The sequence below is a fragment of the Aquitalea magnusonii genome (assembly GCF_003202035.1).
Taxonomy (GTDB): domain Bacteria; phylum Pseudomonadota; class Gammaproteobacteria; order Burkholderiales; family Chromobacteriaceae; genus Aquitalea; species Aquitalea magnusonii.
Map to the genome: position 1 here is coordinate 21,385 of NZ_QJKC01000014.1, position 20,404 is coordinate 41,788.

Consider the following 20,404-nt stretch of genomic DNA (forward strand, 5'->3'; position numbering starts at 1 on the left):
CCTCAATGGCTGATCCAGTTCACCAGTAGCAGCAGCAAGCCGATAAGGGCCGCCACCAGCAACAAGGCGGTGGCAATCAGCTGCAGCGGCCGCAGGTGTCCATCCTGCTGTGCCGCCTGCTGCCGGCGGATACCGGCAAACGCCGCCAGCACCGCCAGCACGCCACGCCACCAGCTCATGGCCTGGCCTCCCCCTGCGGTACATCGAACACGCTGTACGACAGGGTGATGCTGTCTATCGCGGCCGGCAGCGCCCGGTCTATCACCAGCACCACCGGAAAACGCCGTGTCTCACCCGGCTGAAACAGCTGCTGGCGCAAACAGAAGCACTCCAGCTTCTTGACATAAGCCGCCGCCTCGGCCGGCAGATAGCGCGGAATCGCCTGCCCCACCACCTGCTGCCGGCTGTTATTGCGCAGCTCGTACTGCAGCTGGATGAACTGCCCGGTTTTCACCTGCAGCCGCGATTGCAGCGGCCTTACCTGCCAGGGCAGGCCCGGCTGCACCATGGCATCCAGTTGCAGCACCACCGGCCGTGCCGCGACCTGTGCCGCATCCCGGCCCGGCATGGCATCGGCCACCACCACCCGGTTCAGACCGGTCACCTCGCAAATCACCCGGTACAGCGGCACCAGCCCCCAGGCAAAACCGAACATCAGCAACACCAGCAGCAGCAACCTGCGCAACAGGGTGAGATTGGCTGCCTGCATACCGCTGGCCATGGTGGTCTCCCGCGCTAGCCGTGCTTGCCGCCCTGCATGGCGACCACCACGCCGTTTTCCGCCACATCCAGCTGCGGAGCCTCGCTGAAGCTGTGATACGGCGCAGGCGTCGGCAGCCGCCACTCCAGGGTATTGCCCCCCTCCCACGGTTGCTGGGCAGCCGTTTTGCCATGGCGCAGCGAGTACAGGATGTTCACCAGGAAAATCAGCTGGCCCAGGCCGAACATGAAGGCACCAACGCTGGCAATCTGGTTGAACTGGGTAAATTGCAGTGCGTAGTCGGGAATGCGCCGCGGCATGCCGGCCAGGCCAAGAAAATGCATGGGAAAGAAGGTGACGTTGAACCACAGCAGCGACCACCAGAAATGCAGCCGCCCCAGGCGCTCGCTATACATCTTGCCGGTCATCTTGGGAAACCAGTAATACACGGCGGAAAACAGGCTGAACAAGGCACCGGCCACCAGCACGTAATGAAAATGCGCCACCACGTAGTAGCTGCCATGCAGCTGCACGTCGACTGCGGCCACGCTGAGCGTGACGCCGGACAGCCCGCCAATGGTGAACAGCAGGATGAAACCGATGGCAAACAGCATGGGGGTTTCAAAGCTCATGCTGCCTTCCCACATGGTGGCTATCCAGTTGAATACCTTCACCCCGGTGGGCACGGCGATCAGCATGGTGGCGTACATGAAAAACAGCTGGGCGGTAGCCGGCATGCCGGTGACAAACATGTGGTGCGCCCACACCATGAAGGACAGCACGCCAATCGAGCTGGTGGCATACACCATGGAGGTGTAGCCAAACAGCGGCTTGCGGGCAAAGGTGGGAATCACCTGGCTGACTATGCCGAAGGCCGGCAAGGCCATGATGTAGACCTCGGGATGGCCGAAAAACCAGAACACATGCTGGTAGAGGATGGGGTCGCCGCCACCGGCGGCATTGAAAAAATGCGTGCCGAAGTGGCGGTCGGTCAGCACCATGGTCACCGCACCGGCCAGCACCGGCATGACGGCGATGATGAGATAGGCGGTAATCAGGCTGGCCCAGGCAAACATCGGCATCTTCATCATACCCATGCCGGGGGCGCGCAGATTGATGATGGTGACCACGATATTGATGGCCCCCATGATGGAGCTGATACCCAGGATATGGATGGCAAAAATGGTCAGATCCATGCCCATGCCCAGCTGCACCGACAAGGGCGCATACAGCGTCCAGCCGGCCGCCGCGGCGCCGCCAGGCACCACAAAGGACAGCAGCAACAAGGCCATGGCCGGTGGCAACAGCCAGAAGCTCCAGTTATTCATGCGGGCAAAGGCCATGTCCGGCGCACCTATCATCAGCGGCAGCATCCAGTTGGCCAGGCCGGTAAAGGCCGGCATGATGGCGCCGAACACCATGATCAGCCCATGCAGGGTGGTGAGCTGGTTGAACAACTCCGGCTGGAAAAACTGCAGGCCGGGGCGAAACAGTTCGGCCCTTATGCACAGGGCCAGCACCCCGCCCACCAGAAACATGCAGAAGGCAAACCACAGATACAGCGAACCGATGTCCTTGTGATTGGTGGCAAACAGCCAGCGCCGCCAGCCATGCGGCCGGTGCGACTGCTGCGGTACTGCTGCAAGACCGGCAATAGCCATGCTGCCCTCCTCAGGATGCGGCACCGGCACGGGCGGCCCTGATCTCGGCCGGCTGCACCAGTTGCCCGGTGTGATTACCCCAGGCATTGCGCTCGTAGCTGATGACCGCCGCGATGTCGGTATCGGACAACTGCTTGCCCCAGGCCTGCATGGCGGGATTTTTCTGGCTGCCATTGAGCACGATATTGATATGGCCGGCCTTGTCGCCATTGACCACGGGCGAACCATCCAGCGCCGGGAAACTGCCAGGGATGCCCTTGCCGTTCGCCTGATGGCAGGGAATGCAGTTCTGGCCATACACCTTCTCACCACGCTCGCGCAGCGCCGCCAGCGTCCATACCCGGGTCGGGTCGTCAGCACTGGCTGCCGCCTGCTTCAGCCGCGCATCGCGCCAGCGCGCATAGTCCTCAGGGCTGCGCGCCTCCACCACGATGGGCATGAAGCCATGGTCCTTGCCGCACAGCTCGGAACACTGGCCGCGATAAATGCCGGGGGTATCCACCATGAACCAGGCATCGCGCAGAAAACCGGGAATGGCATCCTGCTTGATGCCCAGCTGCGGCACCCACCAGGAGTGGATGACATCGTTGGCCGTCAGCAGCAGCCGCACCTTGCGCCCGGTGGGCACCACCAGCGGCTCATCCACTTCCAGCAGATAATTGGCCGGTTTGGCTGCCGTACCGGCAATGGCACTGGCAGGCGTGGCCAGATGGCTCATGAAGCCGAAATTGTCGTCGAGATAGTCGTAACGCCACTTCCACTGATAGCCGGTGATCTTGATGGTCAGCTCCTCGCCGCGCGTGCTTTTCTGGTTCAGCACCGCCCGGGTCGCCGGCCAGGCGATCAGCAGCAGGATCAGCAGTGGAATCAGCGTCCAGATGATTTCCACCGTGGTGTTCTCGTGAAATAGTCTGGCGGCGTGGCCGGCTGACTTGCGATGACGCACGATGGCATACAGCATGACGGCCAGCACCAGCAGGAAGATGCCGCCGGTCACCAGCAGCAGCATGGTGTGCAGATCGTATTCCAGGCGGGCAAGCGAGGTGGCGGGGGCTTGCAGATTGATGGCCGCGCCCCGGGCCTGCATGGCGGTGCAGGCAAGCAGGCTGCTGGCAGCGGTACGGCCCGGCAGGTACCGGCAGGACATGGCCCCCCCTCTCTGGCCAGCCGGCTGTGACACTGGCCTTTTCAAGCGCTGACATTAACAATCATCAGCAGCTGCTTGAAATCCTAGGTCACCCGCAGATAAAAACAAGAATCTTTCATGATGCAATGCAAAAGGCAATCTTCATACCAAAAGCATAAACTTGTAATTGGAATGAGATGACAAATAATGAGGATACACCTAGCGCTTTTTGGCTAAGAGCCACGCACAACACCGCGCAGAGGCCCCGGCTCAGGGCGGGCTGACGCAGACAGCACCAGCACAATGGCCAGGAGGCACAACGCCGGGGTGGTGGGTTTTGTCAGTGGGTCTAAAACGCAAGCAGTCCAGACGGCAACTCAGATCATGTCCAATGCCAGCCGTGCGCAATACAGCGCCAATCCGCATTTCCTGCACACCCTGTCCGGCCTGCTGGCCAGACAGGCCATTGTGGTGGAGCATGCCATCAGCGCACCCGATGGCAGCATTCTGTTGACCAGTGGCAGCCGCCTGCAGCCACGGCATTTCCAGCTGCTGCCACAGCAGCAGCTGCGCTCGCCACTGGAATCCAGCCTGGCTCTGCCTGATTTTGCCGCACACCGCCTGTTACGGGAAAAGAGCGACCAGCTGCTGGCCGATCAAGCACTGTTACAACTGCTGCTGCAAAAAACAACACACCGGCATGCCTGCCTGGCCGTGTTGGAAAACCTGCCCCTCAATCCTGCCCTCACCGTCTTGCTGGCCATGCTGGATCAACAACAGCTGCTGGAACACGGCCTGCTGTGCTGCCTGTTCAGTCTGGGACTGGCCTTGCGCACCGGGCAATCCAGCGCGCTGCTGGAACAAATCGCCCTGGCCGCACTGTTCCATGACATCGGCGAACTGTATCTGGATGCCGGACACCCAGCCCAAGTGGCCGTGGGCAGCGCGCCGCTTGCATGGCGGCACCGCATGGTGCATCCGCTGATTGCTTACCGGCAGATGCTGCAATTGGGTCAGCATCCGCAGCTGGAGGCCATTGCCCTGGCCATGCTGCAGCATCACGAGCGGCTGGATGGCAGCGGCTACCCGCGCCGGGAAAAGGAAAAACAGCTGGGCATTGCCGGCCAGCTGATCGCGGTGGCCGACCTTAGCTGCCGGCTGCTGCAGAAAAGCCACCCCGGCCAGCGGCTGGATATTGCCTTGCGCATCATCCCCGGCGAATTTCACCGCCCGGCGGTGGCGGTGATGCACCGCGCACTGCAGCAGCTGGACAAGGACACGGCGGCCATGCCGACGTCGGCGCAGGCGATGGCGGCATTGCATGCGCTGCTCAAGCGCATCGGCGAAATCACCCACCTGCTGCTCAATCTGCAGGAAGAAACGCTGACGGCGGCTGGTCAGGCGGCGCTCGGCCGCTGCATGGGCCAGTTTGATACCATCCAGCGCTCGCTGTTCAGCACCGGCATGCAAGCCAGCCAGCCGCTGGCGCAGGAGGAGGATCTGCAGCTGGAGATTCTGCTGGTGACCGAGGAAATCAACTGGCGGCTACGCAATCTGGGCCGCGATCTGAGTCTGGCCCAGGACAAGCTGGGCCCGGATGATGCCATGCTGTTCCAGTCACTCAGCAGTGTGTTGCTGGCCGGCACGCCGGCTTGAGCGCACCGCTCAGGCTGGCGCGTAGGGTAGCTCCAGCAACAAGGGCGCCGCGATGGCGGCTTGCAGGGTGGCCAGATTGTCGGCATAGGCCAGTTGCTGCGGCACCACCCGGTTGGCCACCCAGCCGGCCAGCTGCAAGCCGGATGCCTGAATGGCACGCACAGTCAGCAAGGCATGGTTGATGCAACCCAGGCGCATGCCCACCACCAGAATCACCGGCAGTTGCAGCGCCCGTGCCATGTCTTCCATGTAGACACCCTCGGCCAATGGGGCCAGCCAACCGCCTGCGGCTTCCACCAGCACGGTGTCCGCCTGCGCCGCCAGTTGCTGGTAGTGGCTGACAATGGTGTCCAGCACAATCTCCACCCCGGCTTCGCGTGCGGCGATATGCGGCGAGACCGGCGGCAAAAAGCGGTAGGGGTTCATCAGGTCCAGATCCTGCTGGCCGGTGGCCGCCACCAGCCGCGCCACATCGTCATTCAGCCAGCTGCCATCCGGCAGAATCTCGCAGCCGGAGGCCACCGGTTTCATCGCCACTACCCGCTGCCCCTGTGCCTGCCAGTGACGGATCAGCGCGACAGCGGAATGGGTTTTGCCGATTTCAGTATCGGTGCCGGTAATGAAAAAGCCTTGAGCCATGGTGGGTTTGCCTTGCATCTATGAAGCAGGCTGGATGATAGCGCGGGAAAGGGTAATGCGGGAAACCGGGGGCCAGCCCGCCAGCGCAGCGACGCCGACCTCCTGGGTCGGCGATCTGCCACGCTGGCCTTGTGAGCCTGGGCTGTATGGATGCGGCCTTGTGAGCCTTAGGGTTTCAATATCGGAGTGGACTGAAACCGGTTTGCCAGGGCTTGCCCGTGGCTGCCTGCCCGCCTGCCGGGAACGGGATGGGAAAATCCGGCAGACGGTAAAGCAGCACGGGACTGGCCCGGCAGGTATTGCTAATCAGACATTGCCTTGTGCCTTCACACGTTCCTGACGGTTGCTCAGCTTGTTGAGCGCCGACAGGTAAGCCTTGGCACTGGCGACAATCACATCGGTATCCGCGCCCTGGCCATTCACCACACGGCCATCCTTGGCCAGCCGCACGGTGACTTCGCCCTGCGATTCGGTACCCTTGGTAATGGCATTGACCGAGTACAGTTCCAGTTCGGCCTGGCTGTTGACCGTGCTTTCGATGGCCTTGAAGGCGGCATCCACCGGGCCGGAGCCACTGGATTCGCAGCGCTTTTCCACGCCATGCTCGACAAACACGATGGCAGCCTGCGGTGCTTCGCCGGTTTCGGTATTCACCTTCAGCGACACGAACTTGTAGTCTTCCTGCAAGGTGGCCACCAGCTCGTCCGACACCAGTGCGTGCAGGTCTTCGTCGAAGATTTCACGCTTGCGGTCGGCCAGATCCTTGAAGCGGGCAAAAGCGGCGTTAAGCGCTTCTTCGCTGTCCAGCACGATGCCCAGATCGGTCAGCTTGGTCTTGAAGGCATTGCGACCGGACAATTTGCCCAGGGTCAGGCGGTTGGCACTCCAGCCCACGCTCTCTGCCGACATGATTTCATAGGTTTCGCGGTGCTTGAGCACGCCATCCTGGTGGATGCCGGATTCGTGGGCAAAGGCATTGGCACCGACGATGGCCTTGTTCGGCTGTACCGGATAGCCGGTCACCGTGGATACCAGCTTGGAAGCCGGCACGATCTGGGTGGCATCGATACGGGTTTCCACCGCAAAAATGTCCTTGCGGGTACGCACCGCCATGACGATCTCTTCCAGCGCGGCATTACCGGCACGCTCGCCCAGACCGTTGATGGTGCATTCCACCTGACGGGCACCGCCCAATACGGCAGCCAGGCTGTTGGCCACGGCCATGCCCAGATCGTTGTGGCAATGGGCCGACCAGATCACCTTGTCGCCACCCGGCGTCTTGCTGATCAGCTCGCGGAAGAAGGCTTCGGTGGCACGCGGCACGGCGTAGCCCACGGTATCCGGCACGTTCAGCGTGGTGGCGCCGGCCTTGATCACTTCGCCAAAGATGCGGGCGAGGAAGTCGATATCCGAGCGCAAGGCGTCTTCGGCGGAAAATTCGACATCATCGGTGTATTCACGCGCCAGCTTGACGGCCTTTACCGCAGCCTCCACCACCTCATCCGGCGTCATGCGCAGCTTCTTTTCCATATGGATGGGGCTGGTGGCAATAAAGGTGTGGATGCGGCCACGGGCAGCCGGCTTGATGGCTTCACCGGCGGCGCGCACATCGCGCTCGTTGGCACGGGCCAGGCTACAGACGGTGGAATCCTTGATCACCTCGGCAATGGCGTGGATGGCATCGGCATCGCCCGGGCTGGCGGCAGCAAAGCCGGCCTCGATCACATCGACACCCAGACGTTCCAGCTGGCGGGCGATGCGGATCTTTTCTTCCTTGGTCATGGAAGCGCCCGGCGACTGCTCGCCATCACGCAAGGTGGTATCAAAAATGTAAAGACGGTCGCCCATGTCGAATGCTCTCCCTTGTCCCTGTGCTGCTGTCCCGGCTGCGTTCAGGTAATCGTTGAAATCGAATCTCTTGCCCTGGCTTGCCGCCAATTGCGCCAACTTGTTCAACTGCGCCAGCGGTAGGCTGCCGCGTTCTCTCCACTTGTAGACTGCTGCACGGCTGACCGGCTCATCGGGAAAAATCCGGCTCAGGCCTTCTGCCACCGCACCGGGGCCGCCCAGGTCGTCAATGAGTCGTTCAATGTCCAATTGCATGTTGTGCTCCTGCAGCAAGTTTTGATTCAATGTAGCGATTGGACGACATAACGTCAAACCCGCAGTGCAACATACGACAAAAATATCGTCAAACCTGTGTCAAATTTACAATTATTAGACATTAAGTCTAATTTATAACAAAAAACGTACTTCCCTCCGCGTCAACCTAGCCTTGCAGCCAAGTATTTTCCTGCCATCCGATAAGAAATATCAGACCAATCCGTCCAATCACCCACCCGCATCAAGCAAAAGCCCCGCTGCTGCCGGGGCAGGAGCGGGGCTTGATCACACAGATCGACAATCAGGGCGAGACCGCCGGCAGCGGCTTGCGCCGCAGCAGATTCCAGCCTGCCATCACATAGCCGGACAGGGCATAGCAGACAAAGAAGCCGAACAGCACCAGCGGCGGCTCCGACATCAGCAATAGCAAGCCCACCACCAGCGCCAGCAGCATTACAAACGGCACACGGCGACGCAGGTGGATCTCCTTGAAGCTCCAGAACTTGACATTGGTCACCATGGTGATGCCGGAAAAGGCGGTAAAGCCCAGCAGAACCCACTTCAAACCCGGCAGGCCAGTGTAGTCATAGGCATGGCAGATCCACACCAGCCCCGCTACCAGCGCCGCTGCTGCCGGGCTGGGCAGGCCGGTAAACCAGCGCTTGTCGGTACTGCCTATCATGGTGTTGAAACGGGCCAGCCGCAGTGCGGCGCCGGCACAGTGGATGAATGCCACCATCCAGCCCAGCTTGCCCATGTCTTTCAACAGCCATTCATAGGCCACCAGCGCGGGGGCGACACCAAAGCTCACCATGTCCGACAGGCTGTCGAACTCGGCACCAAAAGCACTCTGGCTATGGGTCAGCCGGGCAACCCGCCCATCCATGCCATCCAGGATCATGGCAACAAAGATGGCAACGGCAGCAATCTGGAAATTCTGGTTCATCGCTTGCACGATGGCGTAGAAACCGGCGAACAAGGCCGCCAGGGTAAAGGAGTTGGGCAGCAGGTAAATACCCTGACGGCGCAGGGACGGCTTACCCGGAACGGGGTCATGGATCATGGTGTTATCCGTAAGCGAAGCTATCGGTACGGCGCTGAGCACACACCGGCGCGGACCGGCTGTCAGTACGTCGACGATCTAGACAAAGGGCGCATGCGCGCAGAGCCGCTGATTTTAATCCAAGCCGGCCCCGGCAGCAAAAGCGCCGGTCCGCCCGCACTGCCGACCACCCATCCTGCATGAAAAAAGCCGGGTTTCCCCGGCTTTGGCACACTGACTGACTTCGAAATCAGTTCTTGGACTGGTCGACCAGTTTGTTCTTGGAGATCCAGGGCATCATGGCGCGCAGTTCGGCACCCACCTTTTCGATCGGGTGATCGGCGGTCAGGCGGCGACGGGCAGTCATGCTCGGATAGTTGGTCTTGCCTTCCAGGATGAACATCTTGGCGTATTCACCGGACTGGATGCGATACAGCGCCTTTTTCATGGCTTCCTTGGTGGCAGAGGTCACCACTTCCGGGCCGGTCACGTACTCGCCATACTCCGCGTTATTGGAGATGGAGTAGTTCATGTTGGCGATGCCGCCTTCGTACATCAGGTCGACGATCAGCTTCAGTTCGTGCAGGCACTCAAAGTAAGCCATTTCCGGAGCGTAACCGGCTTCGGTCAGGGTTTCGAAACCGGCTTTCACCAGTTCTACCGCGCCGCCACACAGCACAGCCTGTTCGCCGAACAGGTCGGTTTCGGTTTCTTCGCGGAAGTTGGTTTCGATCACGCCACCCTTGGTGCCGCCGTTGGCAGCCGCATAGGACAGGGCCACGTCACGGGCCTTGCCGGACTTGTCCTGGTAAACGGCGATCAGGGTCGGCACGCCGCCACCCTTCACGTACTCGGAACGCACGGTGTGACCCGGACCTTTCGGGGCCACCATGATCACGTCCAGGTCTTCGCGCGGAACGATCTGGTTGTAATGCACGTTGAAGCCGTGGGCAAAAGCCAGGGCAGCGCCCTTCTTGATGTTCGGGGCGATTTCGTTGCGATAAACGTCCGGCTGGGATTCATCCGGCAGCAGAATCATCACGACATCGGCCTTCTTCACTGCTTCGGCCACTTCCTTCACCTTGTGGCCAGCCGCTTCGGCCTTTTTCCAGGACGCGCCGTCCTTGCGCAGACCCACGATCACATCAACGCCAGATTCCTTCAGGTTCTGGGCGTGGGCATGGCCTTGCGAGCCGTAGCCGATGATGGCGACTTTCTTGCCCTTGATGATGGAAAGATCCGCGTCCTTGTCGTAATACACTTTCATTTGCTTTGTCCCTTGTTATCCGGGCGGCCACCTGCTGTGGCCCGCCGTCAGATGTATAGATATATCAGATTTTCAGAACCCGTTCACCACGGCCAATGCCGGATGCGCCAGTACGGACCGTTTCCAGGATCACTGCGCGGTCGATGGCCTCGATAAAGGCCCCCAGCTTGTCGCTCGTACCAGTCAGCTCGATGGTGTATGTCTTTTCCGTAACATCAATGATGCGACCGCGGAAAATATCCGCCATGCGCTTCATTTCCTCCCGGTCCTTGCCGGTAGCGCGCACCTTGATCAGCATCATCTCGCGTTCGATGTGCTCGGATTCATTGAGGTCTATCACCTTGACCACCTCGATCAGCTTGTTGAGCTGCTTGGTGATCTGTTCGATGACTTCGTCGGAACCATGCGTGACGATCGTCATCCGTGACAGTGTCGGATCCTCGGTAGTCGACACCGTCAGTGAGTCAATATTGTAAGCCCGGGCCGAAAACAGCCCCACCACGCGGGACAATGCGCCCGCTTCGTTTTCCAGCAAAATCGAAAGAATATGTCTCATACCGTCCGCCTCAGCACATATTGCCGTAGTCACGGTTGTTCTCGAAGGGGACCTGCTGGACGTCGCGCATGTGCGGCGGCAAATCCATCTGGTCCAGACCCTTGCCATTCTGGATCATCGGGAACACGTTCTCGGATTGATCGGTACGGAAGTCCAGGAAGACCAGACGTTCCTTCAGGGCGGGGCCAAAGGCCTCGCGCAGTACCGGCTCGACATCGGACGGGTTTTCGATCTTGAAGCCAACGTGGCCATAGGCTTCCGCCACCTTCACGAAATCCGGCAGCGCATCCATGTAGGATTCGGAATACCGGGTGCCGTAGAAGAATTCCTGCCACTGGCGCACCATGCCCAGATAGCGGTTGTTGAGCGCCACGATCTTGACCGGTGTGTGGTACTGCTTGCAGGTGGACAGCTCCTGGATGTTCATCTGGATGGAGCCTTCGCCGGTAATACAGGCGACGGTGGCATCCGGATTGGCCAGTTGCGCGCCCATGGCTGCAGGCAAACCGAAGCCCATGGTACCCAAGCCGCCGGAATTCAGCCACTGCTTCGGGCTGTCGAACTTGTAATACTGGGCCGCCCACATCTGATGCTGTCCCACATCGGAGGCGACGATGGCCTTGCCACCGGTGATTTCATACAGCTTTTCCACCACGTACTGCGGCTTGATCAGCTCGGTGGACGGGGTGTACAGCAGGCTGTTGTGGCCGCGCCATTCTTCGATCTGCTTCCACCAGTTGGCCAGATGCTGTGCATCCGGTTTCTGGCCGGACTGGCGCAGGATGTCCAGCATTTCACGCAGCACATGCTTGACGTCGCCGACGATGGGCACGTCCACTTTCACGCGCTTGGAAATGGAAGACGGGTCCACGTCGATGTGGATGATCTTCTTCGGCTGCGACAGGAAATGCGATGGCACGCTGATGACGCGGTCGTCGAAACGCGCCCCCACGGCGATCAGCACATCACAGTACTGCATGGCCATATTGGCTTCGTAAGTACCGTGCATGCCCAGCATGCCGAGGAATTGCGGATCGGAACCCGGATAGGCACCCAGGCCCATCAGGGTGTTGGTACACGGCAGGCCCAGCGATTTGACCAGCTCGGTCACTTCGGCTGCGGCATTGCCCTGTACGGCACCACCGCCCACGTAGATGTACGGACGCTTGGCTTCCAGCAGAAGGTTGATGGCCTTCTTGATCTGTCCCGGATGGCCGCGGGTGGCAGGCACATAGGAACGGATGTGCACGCTTTCCGGGTAATGGAATTCGGCACGTTGCTGGGTCACATCCTTGGGAATATCCACCACCACCGGGCCGGGTCGGCCACTCTTGGCGATGTAGAATGCCTTCTTGATGGTGTCAGCGATATCGTTGACATCCTTCACCAGGAAGTTGTGCTTCACGCACGGGCGGGTAATGCCCACCATGTCCACTTCCTGGAAGGCGTCCAGGCCAATGGCGGGTGTGGCCACCTGACCGGAAATCACCACCATGGGGATGGAGTCCATGTAGGCGGTGGCAATGCCGGTGACGGCATTGGTGGCACCGGGACCGGAGGTCACCAGCGCCACGCCCACCTTGTCGCTGGAACGCGAGTAGGCATCCGCCGCATGTACGGCAGCCTGCTCGTGACGCACCAGAACGTGCTTGAATTTTTCCTGCCGGAAGATGGCATCATATATTTCCAGAACCGCGCCGCCGGGGTAGCCGAACAAAAATTCGACCCCTTCTTCCTGCAGGCAACGGACTAGGATTTCCGCGCCCGATATCTGCATCTTGTGCCTCTTTGTCTTGTCTTGCAGTCAATCTTGGCGATTGACTTGTGTTTCATCCCGTTGTGATGAAAGACCTTAGCTTATCCCTCAAATGGCGGTCAAGTGCTTTTGTGCAGGTGCAAAAACACGCTAAGCCACGGTAAAAACAGGGAAATCCGCGGGGTGGCCTTGCCTGTCCGGCTCTGCTACTATCTTTCGTTGGCATCAACCAGAATCTTCCCCTACACATGGCAAGCCGCAAGGAAATGGCCGACTTTCTGCAGTCGGCGGAACGACGCGCCTTCAAGCAAGCCCTGTACGCCGTGCGCAATGACGAAAACGCGCTGGACATCGTGCAAGACTCCATGATGAAGCTGGCAGACCGCTACGCCCATGCACCGGCGGCGGAATTGCCGCTGATTTTCCAGCGCATCCTGCAAAACACCATTCGCGATCACTTCCGCCGTGCCAAGGTGCGTCAGTTCTTTGGCACCCTGCTGTCTTCGCTGCTGCCCACCCGCGAGGAGGACGAAAGCGCCGATCCGCTGGAAACGCTGAACATCGCGGCAGACGAGGCCAGCAGCAATCCGGAAAAATGGTATGCCCGCAAGGAAGTCGCCCAGCTGATCGATGGCGCGGTGCAGCTGCTGCCCAATCGTCAACGGGAAGCCTTCCTGCTGCGTTACTGGGAAGGACTGGATGTCGCCGAAACCGCACGGGTGATGGGCTGCTCGGAAGGCAGCGTCAAGACGCATTGCTCGCGCGCCACCCACACGCTGGCGGCCATCCTGCAGCAAAAAGGAGTGGTGCTATGAAGCCCTCGCAAGATTCTGCGACCCATGCCGGTGCCAACGACAAGCTCAAGCACAGTGTGACCACCATACTCGACCAACCGGGCAATCAGCTCAGTGCCCCCCAGCAGCAGCGACTGCGCCAGGCCCGCGAGCTGGCCCTGGCCCGCTTTGACCTGCGCGCCAGCGAAGCGCCGCGCTTGCGCGAGCAGCTGTCGCTCTGGCTGCAACGCCATACCCAGGGCTTGCGCCGCAGCCTGCTGGCCCTGAGTTTTGCCATGATGGCCGGTACCGGCCTGTGGCTGATGGAGGGCTTGCTGGTCGAGGAAGAAGCGGTGGATGCCGCCATCCTGGCGCATGAGCTGCCGCTGGAAATGCTGATGGAACCGCACTTCTCGGGGAGCCTGCATGACTAGGCTGCATCGCTTGCTGCCCTGGCTGCTGGCCGGCTGCCTGCTGGCCACGCCGGTACTGGCCAGCCCGCTGACCAACCCGCGCTGGGATCAGCTGGATAGCGAGCAACAGACGGTCATGGCCCCGCTGGCCGCCGAATGGGACCGCTATGCACCGGAGAAAAAGAAAAACCTGCTGGCCATCGTGCCGGAATACCGCAGCCTGGACCCGGCCGGCCGCCTGCGCCTGCAAAGCAAGCTGAAAAGCTGGTCGGACCTGACGCTGGAGCAACGCCAGCAAATCCGCAATAACTGGAAAACGCTGCAAGGTCTGCCTCCTGCCGAGCGGGAAAAAGCCATCCAGCGCCTGAAACAAAGCCAGCCCAAGCCCCAGGCTTCCGGCTGAGCATCACCCTGCCATCATCATCATGAGCCCAACCCTTACCGCGGCCAGCCTTGGTCGCCGCCTGTGCAGCCAGCTTTACGAATTGCTGCTGATTGCAGCACTGCTGCTTACCGTTTCCGCCGTCATGACCGGCCTGCAAGCCTGGCTGGGGCAGTCGCTAGTGCTGGACCTGCTCACCCAGCTGGCGCTGGCCGGCGCGCTGTTCGGCTATTTCGGCAGCAGCTGGGTCAAATCCGGCCAGACCGTGGCCATGAAAGCCTGGCGGGTGAAGGTGGTGCGTCAGGATGACGGACAGCTGATGGATTGGCGCCAGGCCGGTTTCCGCTATATCGTCGGCCTGCTGCTGTTTGTCGGCATGCCGGCCATTTCCTACCTGGCCTGGTCGCGCAATCTGGGCCATGGCCGTGAGGCGCTGCTGATTTCGCTGGCCTGGTGCATGCTGCCCTATCTGGCGGCCTGCTACGACAAGGAGCGGCTGTTCCTGCACGACCGCCTGGCCCGCACCCGCCAGATCACCCTGCCCAAACCGCCCCATCCGGGCAAGGGCCGTCGCGCCGGACAAGACTAGCTGCCGCCGGCGGCCGCACGCTGGTAAACCAGCTGGCCAGCCACATAGGTCGCGGCAATCGCCCGGTCATCCCCCAGCATCATCTGGATGAACAGGGCGTCCTGCACATCGCGGGCATAGCGCATGCGAAAAGTGATCAGCGGTGTCGAGTACCAGTCCAGCACCAGCAGATCGGCCTCCATGCCGGGCGCCAGGCTACCCACCTTGTCGGCAATACCCAGTGCTGCGGCACCGCCACGGGTGGCCAGATACCAGGCTTGCACCGCCGTCAGCGCATTGCCGTGGCTTTGTGCCGCGACATAGGCCGCTTGCATGGTCTGCAGCATGGAAAAGCTGGTGCCTGCGCCCACATCCGTCCCCAGCCCCAGCGCCACCTGTCGTGCGCCCTGCTTGAGCCGGCGCAGGTCCAGGCTGCCCGAGCCGAGAAACTGGTTGGAAGTGGGGCAATGCGCCAGCGCCGCACCGCTGTCGGCAAAGGCGGCGATTTCCGCATCCGACAAGTGAATGCCGTGGCCGAAGACCGCCCGTGGCCGTAGCAGCCCGTGCCGGTCGTAGACATCGGCATAGTCACGGCAGTGTGGAAACAGCTGTTGCACCCAGGCCAGTTCATCGAGGTTTTCCGCCACATGTGACTGGATCAGCACATCCGGATACTCACGGGCCAGTACGGCCAGCGCGTCCAGCTGTGCCGGGCTGCAGCTGGGAGCAAAGCGTGGCGTCAGCGCGTATTCGGCCCGGCCGCGCCCATGCCAGCGCCGTATCAGTGCCAGCGAGTCATCATAGGCGGCCTGCGCCGTATCCAGCAGTGCCGCCGGTGCATGGCGGTCCATGCAGACCTTGCCGGCAATCAGTCGCAAGCCGTAGCGGGCCGCCTCTTCGAACAGCACGTCCACCGAATGCGGGTGCACGGTGCCAAATACGCAGGCCGTGGTCACGCCATTGCGCAACTGCTCTTGCAAAAACAGCCGTGCCACCTCGCGCGCGTGTTCACCCTCGGCAAAACCCTGCTCGGTGACAAAGGTGTAGTCATTCAACCAGTCGATGAGTTGTGCGCCAAAAGCCGCCATCATCTCGGTCTGCGCATAATGCACATGGCAATCGATAAAGCCGGGCAGCAGCACGCCGTGCGGAAAGTGCTGCAGCGGGACATCTGCCGGCAAGGCGGGCAGCAGGCTGGCAGCCGGACCCAAGGCGCTGATCTTGCCGTCTTCCATGATGATCAGGGCATCGCTGTCATAGTGCAGACACGCTGCGGCAGGATGGAGGAAGGGGTCGGCCCGGAAACTGATCATGGCGCCACGTACTGCGGTTTTCATCCGGCTCATCCTCGCTGGGTGGCTAGCGCAGCCTGCAAAATCAGTGCACTGGCGATATGTTACGATCAAATATCTTTATGTGAAGATATTTTAGCACAAACACATGATACTCTTTGCGCCCGGAACGGAAAGCCTTGCCCCTCCCTTACCTGGAAGCACGCAGAATGCATCAACAGCCCGATCAGATCGACCGTATCGTCGCCCTCTGGAATGAAGTACGTCCCGACCTGGACCCCTCGTCCACTCAGGTTATCGGCCGTATCGTACGGATGGAATATTTCATTACCCGCCGGGTACTGCAGGATCTGGCCCGCTACAACCTGAATGTCGGCGAATTCGACGTGCTGGCCGCACTGCGCCGCCGTGGCGAGCCCTACCAGTTGTCGCCCAACCAGTTGCAGGGCATGGTGCTGATTTCCTCCGGCGCACTGACCAACCGCATCAACCGGCTGGAAGAAGCCGGCCTGGTCACCCGCTCGCCCGACCCGGAAGACCGCCGTGGCGTAATTGTGACACTGAGCGCCAAGGGTTTTGCCGTGATCGAAGAGGCCGTGGTCAATCATCTGGCGGCGGAAGCCGAGCTGATGGAAAACCTGGACGAGACCGAAAAAGTGCAACTGGCCGGCCTGCTGAAAAAGCTGCTGCAAACCCAGGAAGACTGATCCAGGCGCTAGCCATTTCAGCAAAAAAGCCGCATCACTGCGGCTTTTTTCATTTACAGCCCCACCAGCAACAGCAGGTTGGCACCACAAATCAGCACGAACAGCAGCCAGCCCAATAATTGCATGGCCGGTGCCAAGGCAAATTCCCCCATCTGCTGCCGGTCGGCGGTGATACGCAGCAAGGGCCACATCGCCAGCGGCAATTGCAGGCTGAGCACCACCTGACTCCACACCAGCATGCGCCCGACAGCCCCTTCCCCCAGCCACAGCACGCCCAGCAGCGCCGGCAGCAAGGCCAGACCACGGGTAATCAGCCGCCGCTGATAGCAGGGAATACGCACTTGCAGGAAGCCATCCATGATCACCTGCCCCGCCACCGTACCGGTGAGGGTGGAGCTTTGCCCGGAGGCCAGCAAGGCCAGGCCGAACAGCAGCGCCGCCGCCCCGCCGGCCAGCGGCGTGATCAGCCGGTAGGCCTGTTCGATATCATCCACCACCGGCTGGCCAGCCACATGGAAGGCCGAACCGGCCAGCACCAGGATAGCCCCGTTCACCAGCATGGCCAGCAACAAGGACAGCACAGTATCCACGCGGCACAGCGCCAGCGTGTCGCGCAGGCCATGCCGCCCGCCCTCCACCCGCCGGGTCTGCACAATGGAAGAATGCAGATACAGATTGTGCGGCATGATGGTGGCACCGACGATGCCCAGCCCCAGCACCACCGCCTGATGCAGGTCCGCACCGGGGCTGGATGGCAACAGGCCGCGCGCCACTGCCTGCCAGTCCGGCCCCACCATGAACACCTGGATGGCAAAACACAGTGCGATGGTGGCAATCAAGCCCAGCACCACCGCCTCGATCTGGCGGAAGCCCTTGCCCTTCATCCCCAGCACAATCAGGGTGTCGAAAGCCGTCAGCCCCACGCCCCAGGCCAGCGGCACGCCAAACAGCAGCTTGAAGGCCAGGGCGCAGCCCAGTACCTCGGCCACATCGCAGGCGATGATCGAGAGTTCGGCACTCAGCCACTGCAACAGGCGCCCGGCCGGGCCGTAACGCTCGCGACTGGCCTGCGCCAGGTCCATGCCGGTGACCAGTCCCAGCCGCGCCGCCATCAGCTGCAGCACAATGGCCACCACGCTGGACAGCGCCACCACCCACAGCAAGCCATAGCCAAAACGCGAGCCGGCCTCGATATCCGTCGCCCAGTTGCCCGGGTCCATATAGCCGACGGCCACCAGCAGGCCGGGGCCGGCAAAGCGGCGCAGCCGCTGCCACCAGGTGGCTTGGGCGTCGATGCGGATACTGCCTTGGACTTCGGAGGGACAAAACGGCGCGGTGGCAGTGCGTGGGAGGGAGAACATGCAAAATCCTCAAGCGAAGAGGAAAGAAAAATGCACGCTATTTGCGTGCAAAGTCTACTGGCCTAAAGGCAGGTTACTGCCAGCCACTTTGACTGGTACAGGCGCAGTCCAGGACCATTGTTTCTTCCAGGCGCCAATCACCAGATTGGGATATTCCGGCCGGCCCAGGCTGCCGTTGTAGCGTCCCAGGGCGCGATAGAGATTGCCACGCTCCATGTCCAGATAATGGCGCAGGATGGTGCAGCCATAGCGCAGATTGAGCGTGAGTTCGAACAGATTGTGCTGCGGATTGCCAATCTGGCGCACCCAGAAAGGCATCACCTGCATCAGGCCACGGGCACCGACCGGTGAGATGGCGTATTTGTTAAAGCCGCTTTCCACCTGGATCAGCCCCAGCACCAGCTGCGGGTCCAGTCCGGCGCGGGTGGCTTCGTACTGGATGGCGGTGAGCAGCCGCTCGCGCATCCAGGCATCCGGAATGCGCTTTTGCAGCCGGCGCGACATCTCGGCCAGCCAGGCCTGGCCTTCCTGCGGCGTATCGAACACCAGCCGTGGCGCATTGACATCGGCAATGGTGCGGCTCATGGCCGAGGCCACATTGGCGGCCAGCGCCTCCTCGCGCTGCGCACCCGCCCACGCCGGCGGCAAGGCCAGCATGGTGGTGAGGGCACACAGCGTCAGGAGGATTTTCATCAGGCGAGCTTGGCGAGCAGATGTTCCAGAATAGCATCTGCGGCAACCGGCGTTGCCGTGGCATCACGGCGCTGCTGGTATTCCACCTTGCCTTCTTTCAGACCACGGTCGCCGATGGTGACGCGGTGCGGTGCACCGATCAGCTCCCAGTCGGCAAACATGGCGCCCGGACGCTCGCCACGGTCGTCGATGATCACATCCACGCCCTTGGCCAGCAGGGCCTCATACAGGCTGTCGGCAGCGGCTTTCACTTCGGCCGAGCGGTCGTAGCCCACCGGGCAGATCACCACATTGAACGGGGCCAGGCTGTCCGGCCAGATGATGCCCTTGTCGTCGTGGTTCTGCTCGATGGCGGCGCCCAGGATACGGGTGACACCAATGCCGTAGCAGCCCATTTCAAACGGTTTCGGTTTGCCGTCTTCGTCGAGGAAGGTGGCGTTCATGGCGGCGGAGTACTTGGTACCCAGATAGAACACATGGCCCACTTCGATGCCGCGCTGGATGGCCAGCACGCCCTTGCCGTCCGGGCTGGGGTCACCGGCCACCACATTGCGGATGTCGGCCACTTCCGGCTCGGCGCAGTCGCGGCCGAAGTTGGCACCGGTGTAGTGCTGGTCGTCTTCGTTGGCGCCGATGACAAAGTCGGCCATCTTGGCCACGGTACGGTCAGCAATCATGCGGCCCTTGAAGCCCACCGGACCAAGCGAACCCGGATTGGCACCAAAGGCTTCGCGGATCAGTGCCGGGCTGGCCATGGTCAGCGGTTTCTTGATGCCGGCGATTTTCTCAGCCTTCACTTCGTTCAGTTCGTGGTCGCCGCGCACCAGCAACAGTACCGCCTCGCCTTCGGCGCCTTCCACCACCAGCGCCTTGACCGTGCTCTTGATGTCGATGTTCAGGAATGCCACCAGGTCAGCAATGGTCTTGACCTTGGGGGTGTGTACTTTGGTGAGCGCGGCAGTGGCGGCCGGGCGTTCGCCGGCCGGGGCCACGGCTTCGGCCAACTCGATATTGGCGGCGTAGTCGGAGTCCGGGCAGTAGATGATGGCATCTTCGCCGGTATCGGCAATCACCTGGAATTCGTGCGAGCGGTCGCCGCCGATGGCACCGGTATCGGCCGCCACGGCACGGTAGGTCAGGCCCAGGCGGTCGAAGATGCGGCAATAGGTGTTGTACATGTTTTCGTAGCTGGCACCCGCCGCTTCAGCGCTGCGGTCGAAGGAGTAGGCATCCTTCATGGTGAATTCGCGGCCACGCATCACGCCAAAACGCGGCCGGCGTTCGTCGCGGAACTTGGTCTGGATCTGGTAGAAGTTTTTCGGCAAGGCGCGATAGCTGCGCAGCTCGCTGCGGGCGATGTCGGTAATCACTTCTTCGGCGGTCGGCTGCAGGGCAAAGTCACGCTCGTGGCGGTCCTTGAAGCGCAGCATTTCCTCGCCCATGGTGTCCCAGCGGCCGGATTCCTGCCACAGGCCAGCCGGCTGCACCACTGGCAGCGACACTTCGATGGCACCTGCACGGTTCATTTCTTCGCGCACGATATTTTCCACCTTGCGCACCACGCGCAGGCCCATCGGCATCCAGGAGTAAATGCCGGCGGCCAGCTTGCGAATGAAACCGGCACGAATCATCAGCTTCTGGCTGGTGATGTCGGCGTCGGCGGGGGCTTCTTTCAGGGTGGAAATGAAAAACTGCGATGCGCGCATGAT

The 20,404-nt window shown here is 61.3% G+C and carries 20 protein-coding genes; 6 read left to right on the top strand and 14 right to left on the bottom strand.

Going from position 1 to position 20,404, the window contains the following annotated elements:
• Positions 1 to 2: 2 nt before the first annotated feature.
• The 4 genes from DFR38_RS14955 to coxB are packed head-to-tail and all read right to left on the bottom strand — an operon-like array spanning position 3 to position 3,508.
• Positions 3 to 179: a DUF2970 domain-containing protein gene (locus DFR38_RS14955; RefSeq protein ID WP_082693270.1), complete on the bottom strand. Its 177-nt coding sequence runs from the start codon at positions 177 to 179 to the stop codon at positions 3 to 5.
• Positions 176 to 721 (bottom strand): cytochrome c oxidase assembly protein, encoded by a 546-nt coding sequence (locus DFR38_RS14960; RefSeq protein ID WP_059284701.1) that lies wholly within the window; start codon positions 719 to 721, stop codon positions 176 to 178. The genes DFR38_RS14955 and DFR38_RS14960 overlap by 4 nt, the downstream gene beginning before the upstream one ends.
• A 14-nt stretch (positions 722 to 735) precedes the next feature.
• Positions 736 to 2,361 carry a cytochrome c oxidase subunit I gene (gene ctaD / locus DFR38_RS14965; RefSeq protein WP_059284726.1) on the bottom strand — a complete coding sequence of 542 codons (1,626 nt, stop codon included), beginning with the start codon at positions 2,359 to 2,361 and terminating at the stop codon, positions 736 to 738.
• A gap of 10 nt (positions 2,362 to 2,371) precedes the next feature.
• A complete protein-coding gene (gene coxB / locus DFR38_RS14970) occupies positions 2,372 to 3,508 on the bottom strand; it encodes a cytochrome c oxidase subunit II (RefSeq protein WP_082693269.1) in 1,137 nt (378 codons plus the stop codon).
• A gap of 363 nt (positions 3,509 to 3,871) precedes the next feature.
• On the opposite strand from coxB, the gene DFR38_RS14975 reads away from it, so the two are divergent.
• A complete protein-coding gene (locus DFR38_RS14975; protein ID WP_059284700.1) occupies positions 3,872 to 5,143 on the top strand; it encodes an HD-GYP domain-containing protein in 1,272 nt (423 codons plus the stop codon).
• A gap of 9 nt (positions 5,144 to 5,152) precedes the next feature.
• Here the strand turns inward: DFR38_RS14975 and bioD are convergent, their stop codons facing one another.
• The 6 genes from bioD to ilvB all read right to left on the bottom strand — a co-directional run bounded on the left by bioD (position 5,153) and on the right by ilvB (position 12,527).
• The gene (gene bioD, locus DFR38_RS14980) at positions 5,153 to 5,782 is read right to left on the bottom strand and encodes a dethiobiotin synthase (RefSeq protein ID WP_059284724.1); all 630 of its coding nucleotides are present in this window, start codon (positions 5,780 to 5,782) and stop codon (positions 5,153 to 5,155) included.
• Positions 5,783 to 6,088: 306 nt separating this feature from the next.
• Positions 6,089 to 7,885, bottom strand: coding sequence for a 2-isopropylmalate synthase (locus tag DFR38_RS14985; RefSeq protein WP_059284723.1), 1,797 nt, complete (start codon positions 7,883 to 7,885; stop codon positions 6,089 to 6,091).
• A gap of 301 nt (positions 7,886 to 8,186) precedes the next feature.
• Positions 8,187 to 8,948 carry a CDP-diacylglycerol--serine O-phosphatidyltransferase gene (gene pssA, locus DFR38_RS14990; protein WP_059284699.1) on the bottom strand — a complete coding sequence of 254 codons (762 nt, stop codon included), beginning with the start codon at positions 8,946 to 8,948 and terminating at the stop codon, positions 8,187 to 8,189.
• A 229-nt stretch (positions 8,949 to 9,177) separates the two neighbouring features.
• Complete coding sequence (gene ilvC / locus DFR38_RS14995) at positions 9,178 to 10,194, bottom strand: ketol-acid reductoisomerase (RefSeq protein WP_045845777.1); 1,017 nt, start codon at positions 10,192 to 10,194, stop codon at positions 9,178 to 9,180.
• Between the two features lie 64 nt (positions 10,195 to 10,258).
• The gene (gene ilvN / locus DFR38_RS15000; protein WP_059284698.1) at positions 10,259 to 10,750 is read right to left on the bottom strand and encodes an acetolactate synthase small subunit; all 492 of its coding nucleotides are present in this window, start codon (positions 10,748 to 10,750) and stop codon (positions 10,259 to 10,261) included.
• A 10-nt stretch (positions 10,751 to 10,760) separates the two neighbouring features.
• A complete protein-coding gene (gene ilvB / locus DFR38_RS15005; protein ID WP_059284697.1) occupies positions 10,761 to 12,527 on the bottom strand; it encodes a biosynthetic-type acetolactate synthase large subunit in 1,767 nt (588 codons plus the stop codon).
• A gap of 227 nt (positions 12,528 to 12,754) precedes the next feature.
• Here ilvB and DFR38_RS15010 point away from each other — a divergent pair, with 227 nt between their 5' ends.
• Genes DFR38_RS15010 through DFR38_RS15025 form a run of 4 tightly spaced genes read left to right on the top strand, consistent with a single transcriptional unit; the run spans position 12,755 to position 14,663 of the window.
• Positions 12,755 to 13,321: an RNA polymerase sigma factor gene (locus DFR38_RS15010; protein ID WP_059284696.1), complete on the top strand. Its 567-nt coding sequence runs from the start codon at positions 12,755 to 12,757 to the stop codon at positions 13,319 to 13,321.
• Positions 13,318 to 13,713 (top strand): DUF3619 family protein, encoded by a 396-nt coding sequence (locus DFR38_RS15015; RefSeq protein WP_059284695.1) that lies wholly within the window; start codon positions 13,318 to 13,320, stop codon positions 13,711 to 13,713. Before DFR38_RS15010 ends, DFR38_RS15015 begins: the two co-directional genes overlap by 4 nt.
• The gene (locus tag DFR38_RS15020; protein WP_082693267.1) at positions 13,706 to 14,095 is read left to right on the top strand and encodes a DUF3106 domain-containing protein; all 390 of its coding nucleotides are present in this window, start codon (positions 13,706 to 13,708) and stop codon (positions 14,093 to 14,095) included. Before DFR38_RS15015 ends, DFR38_RS15020 begins: the two co-directional genes overlap by 8 nt.
• A 22-nt stretch (positions 14,096 to 14,117) precedes the next feature.
• Positions 14,118 to 14,663, top strand: a complete 546-nt coding sequence (locus DFR38_RS15025) for an RDD family protein (protein WP_059284693.1) — start codon at positions 14,118 to 14,120, stop codon at positions 14,661 to 14,663.
• Here the strand turns inward: DFR38_RS15025 and guaD are convergent.
• Entirely contained in the window at positions 14,660 to 15,979 is a 1,320-nt protein-coding gene (guaD, locus tag DFR38_RS15030; RefSeq protein WP_059284692.1) for a guanine deaminase, read from the bottom strand. The two genes, DFR38_RS15025 and guaD, sit on opposite strands and share 4 nt — an antisense overlap.
• Before the next feature lie 164 nt (positions 15,980 to 16,143).
• Here guaD and DFR38_RS15035 point away from each other — a divergent pair, with 164 nt between their 5' ends.
• Positions 16,144 to 16,641 carry a MarR family winged helix-turn-helix transcriptional regulator gene (locus tag DFR38_RS15035; RefSeq protein ID WP_059284691.1) on the top strand — a complete coding sequence of 166 codons (498 nt, stop codon included), beginning with the start codon at positions 16,144 to 16,146 and terminating at the stop codon, positions 16,639 to 16,641.
• Positions 16,642 to 16,694: 53 nt separating this feature from the next.
• On the opposite strand, the gene DFR38_RS15040 is transcribed toward DFR38_RS15035, so the two are convergent.
• Genes DFR38_RS15040 through DFR38_RS15050 form a run of 3 tightly spaced genes read right to left on the bottom strand, consistent with a single transcriptional unit; the run spans position 16,695 to position 20,401 of the window.
• Positions 16,695 to 18,002 carry an Nramp family divalent metal transporter gene (locus DFR38_RS15040; RefSeq protein WP_110313583.1) on the bottom strand — a complete coding sequence of 436 codons (1,308 nt, stop codon included), beginning with the start codon at positions 18,000 to 18,002 and terminating at the stop codon, positions 16,695 to 16,697.
• A 54-nt stretch (positions 18,003 to 18,056) separates the two neighbouring features.
• Positions 18,057 to 18,695 carry a lytic transglycosylase domain-containing protein gene (locus DFR38_RS15045; protein ID WP_059284690.1) on the bottom strand — a complete coding sequence of 213 codons (639 nt, stop codon included), beginning with the start codon at positions 18,693 to 18,695 and terminating at the stop codon, positions 18,057 to 18,059.
• The gene (locus DFR38_RS15050) at positions 18,695 to 20,401 is read right to left on the bottom strand and encodes a proline--tRNA ligase (RefSeq protein WP_059284689.1); all 1,707 of its coding nucleotides are present in this window, start codon (positions 20,399 to 20,401) and stop codon (positions 18,695 to 18,697) included. The genes DFR38_RS15045 and DFR38_RS15050 overlap by 1 nt, the downstream gene beginning before the upstream one ends.
• Positions 20,402 to 20,404: the final 3 nt, after the last annotated feature.

What these genes read in the sequence shown, in the direction of transcription:
- DFR38_RS15015 (WP_059284695.1), top strand. Translation starts at nt 13,318, where the DNA reads ATGAAGCCCTCGCAAGATTCTGCGACCCATGCCGGTGCCAACGACAAG.
- ilvB (WP_059284697.1), bottom strand. Translation starts at nt 12,527, where the DNA reads ATGCAGATATCGGGCGCGGAAATCCTAGTCCGTTGCCTGCAGGAAGAA.
- DFR38_RS14985 (WP_059284723.1), bottom strand. Translation starts at nt 7,885, where the DNA reads ATGCAATTGGACATTGAACGACTCATTGACGACCTGGGCGGCCCCGGT.
- ctaD (WP_059284726.1), bottom strand. Translation starts at nt 2,361, where the DNA reads ATGGCTATTGCCGGTCTTGCAGCAGTACCGCAGCAGTCGCACCGGCCG.
- pssA (WP_059284699.1), bottom strand. Translation starts at nt 8,948, where the DNA reads ATGATCCATGACCCCGTTCCGGGTAAGCCGTCCCTGCGCCGTCAGGGT.
- DFR38_RS15025 (WP_059284693.1), top strand. Translation starts at nt 14,118, where the DNA reads ATGAGCCCAACCCTTACCGCGGCCAGCCTTGGTCGCCGCCTGTGCAGC.
- DFR38_RS14975 (WP_059284700.1), top strand. Translation starts at nt 3,872, where the DNA reads ATGTCCAATGCCAGCCGTGCGCAATACAGCGCCAATCCGCATTTCCTG.
- bioD (WP_059284724.1), bottom strand. Translation starts at nt 5,782, where the DNA reads ATGGCTCAAGGCTTTTTCATTACCGGCACCGATACTGAAATCGGCAAA.
- DFR38_RS15045 (WP_059284690.1), bottom strand. Translation starts at nt 18,695, where the DNA reads ATGAAAATCCTCCTGACGCTGTGTGCCCTCACCACCATGCTGGCCTTG.
- guaD (WP_059284692.1), bottom strand. Translation starts at nt 15,979, where the DNA reads ATGAAAACCGCAGTACGTGGCGCCATGATCAGTTTCCGGGCCGACCCC.
- DFR38_RS15035 (WP_059284691.1), top strand. Translation starts at nt 16,144, where the DNA reads ATGCATCAACAGCCCGATCAGATCGACCGTATCGTCGCCCTCTGGAAT.
- DFR38_RS15050 (WP_059284689.1), bottom strand. Translation starts at nt 20,401, where the DNA reads ATGCGCGCATCGCAGTTTTTCATTTCCACCCTGAAAGAAGCCCCCGCC.
- DFR38_RS14960 (WP_059284701.1), bottom strand. Translation starts at nt 721, where the DNA reads ATGGCCAGCGGTATGCAGGCAGCCAATCTCACCCTGTTGCGCAGGTTG.
- DFR38_RS14955 (WP_082693270.1), bottom strand. Translation starts at nt 179, where the DNA reads ATGAGCTGGTGGCGTGGCGTGCTGGCGGTGCTGGCGGCGTTTGCCGGT.
- coxB (WP_082693269.1), bottom strand. Translation starts at nt 3,508, where the DNA reads ATGTCCTGCCGGTACCTGCCGGGCCGTACCGCTGCCAGCAGCCTGCTT.
- ilvN (WP_059284698.1), bottom strand. Translation starts at nt 10,750, where the DNA reads ATGAGACATATTCTTTCGATTTTGCTGGAAAACGAAGCGGGCGCATTG.
- DFR38_RS15020 (WP_082693267.1), top strand. Translation starts at nt 13,706, where the DNA reads ATGACTAGGCTGCATCGCTTGCTGCCCTGGCTGCTGGCCGGCTGCCTG.
- ilvC (WP_045845777.1), bottom strand. Translation starts at nt 10,194, where the DNA reads ATGAAAGTGTATTACGACAAGGACGCGGATCTTTCCATCATCAAGGGC.
- DFR38_RS15040 (WP_110313583.1), bottom strand. Translation starts at nt 18,002, where the DNA reads ATGTTCTCCCTCCCACGCACTGCCACCGCGCCGTTTTGTCCCTCCGAA.
- DFR38_RS15010 (WP_059284696.1), top strand. Translation starts at nt 12,755, where the DNA reads ATGGCAAGCCGCAAGGAAATGGCCGACTTTCTGCAGTCGGCGGAACGA.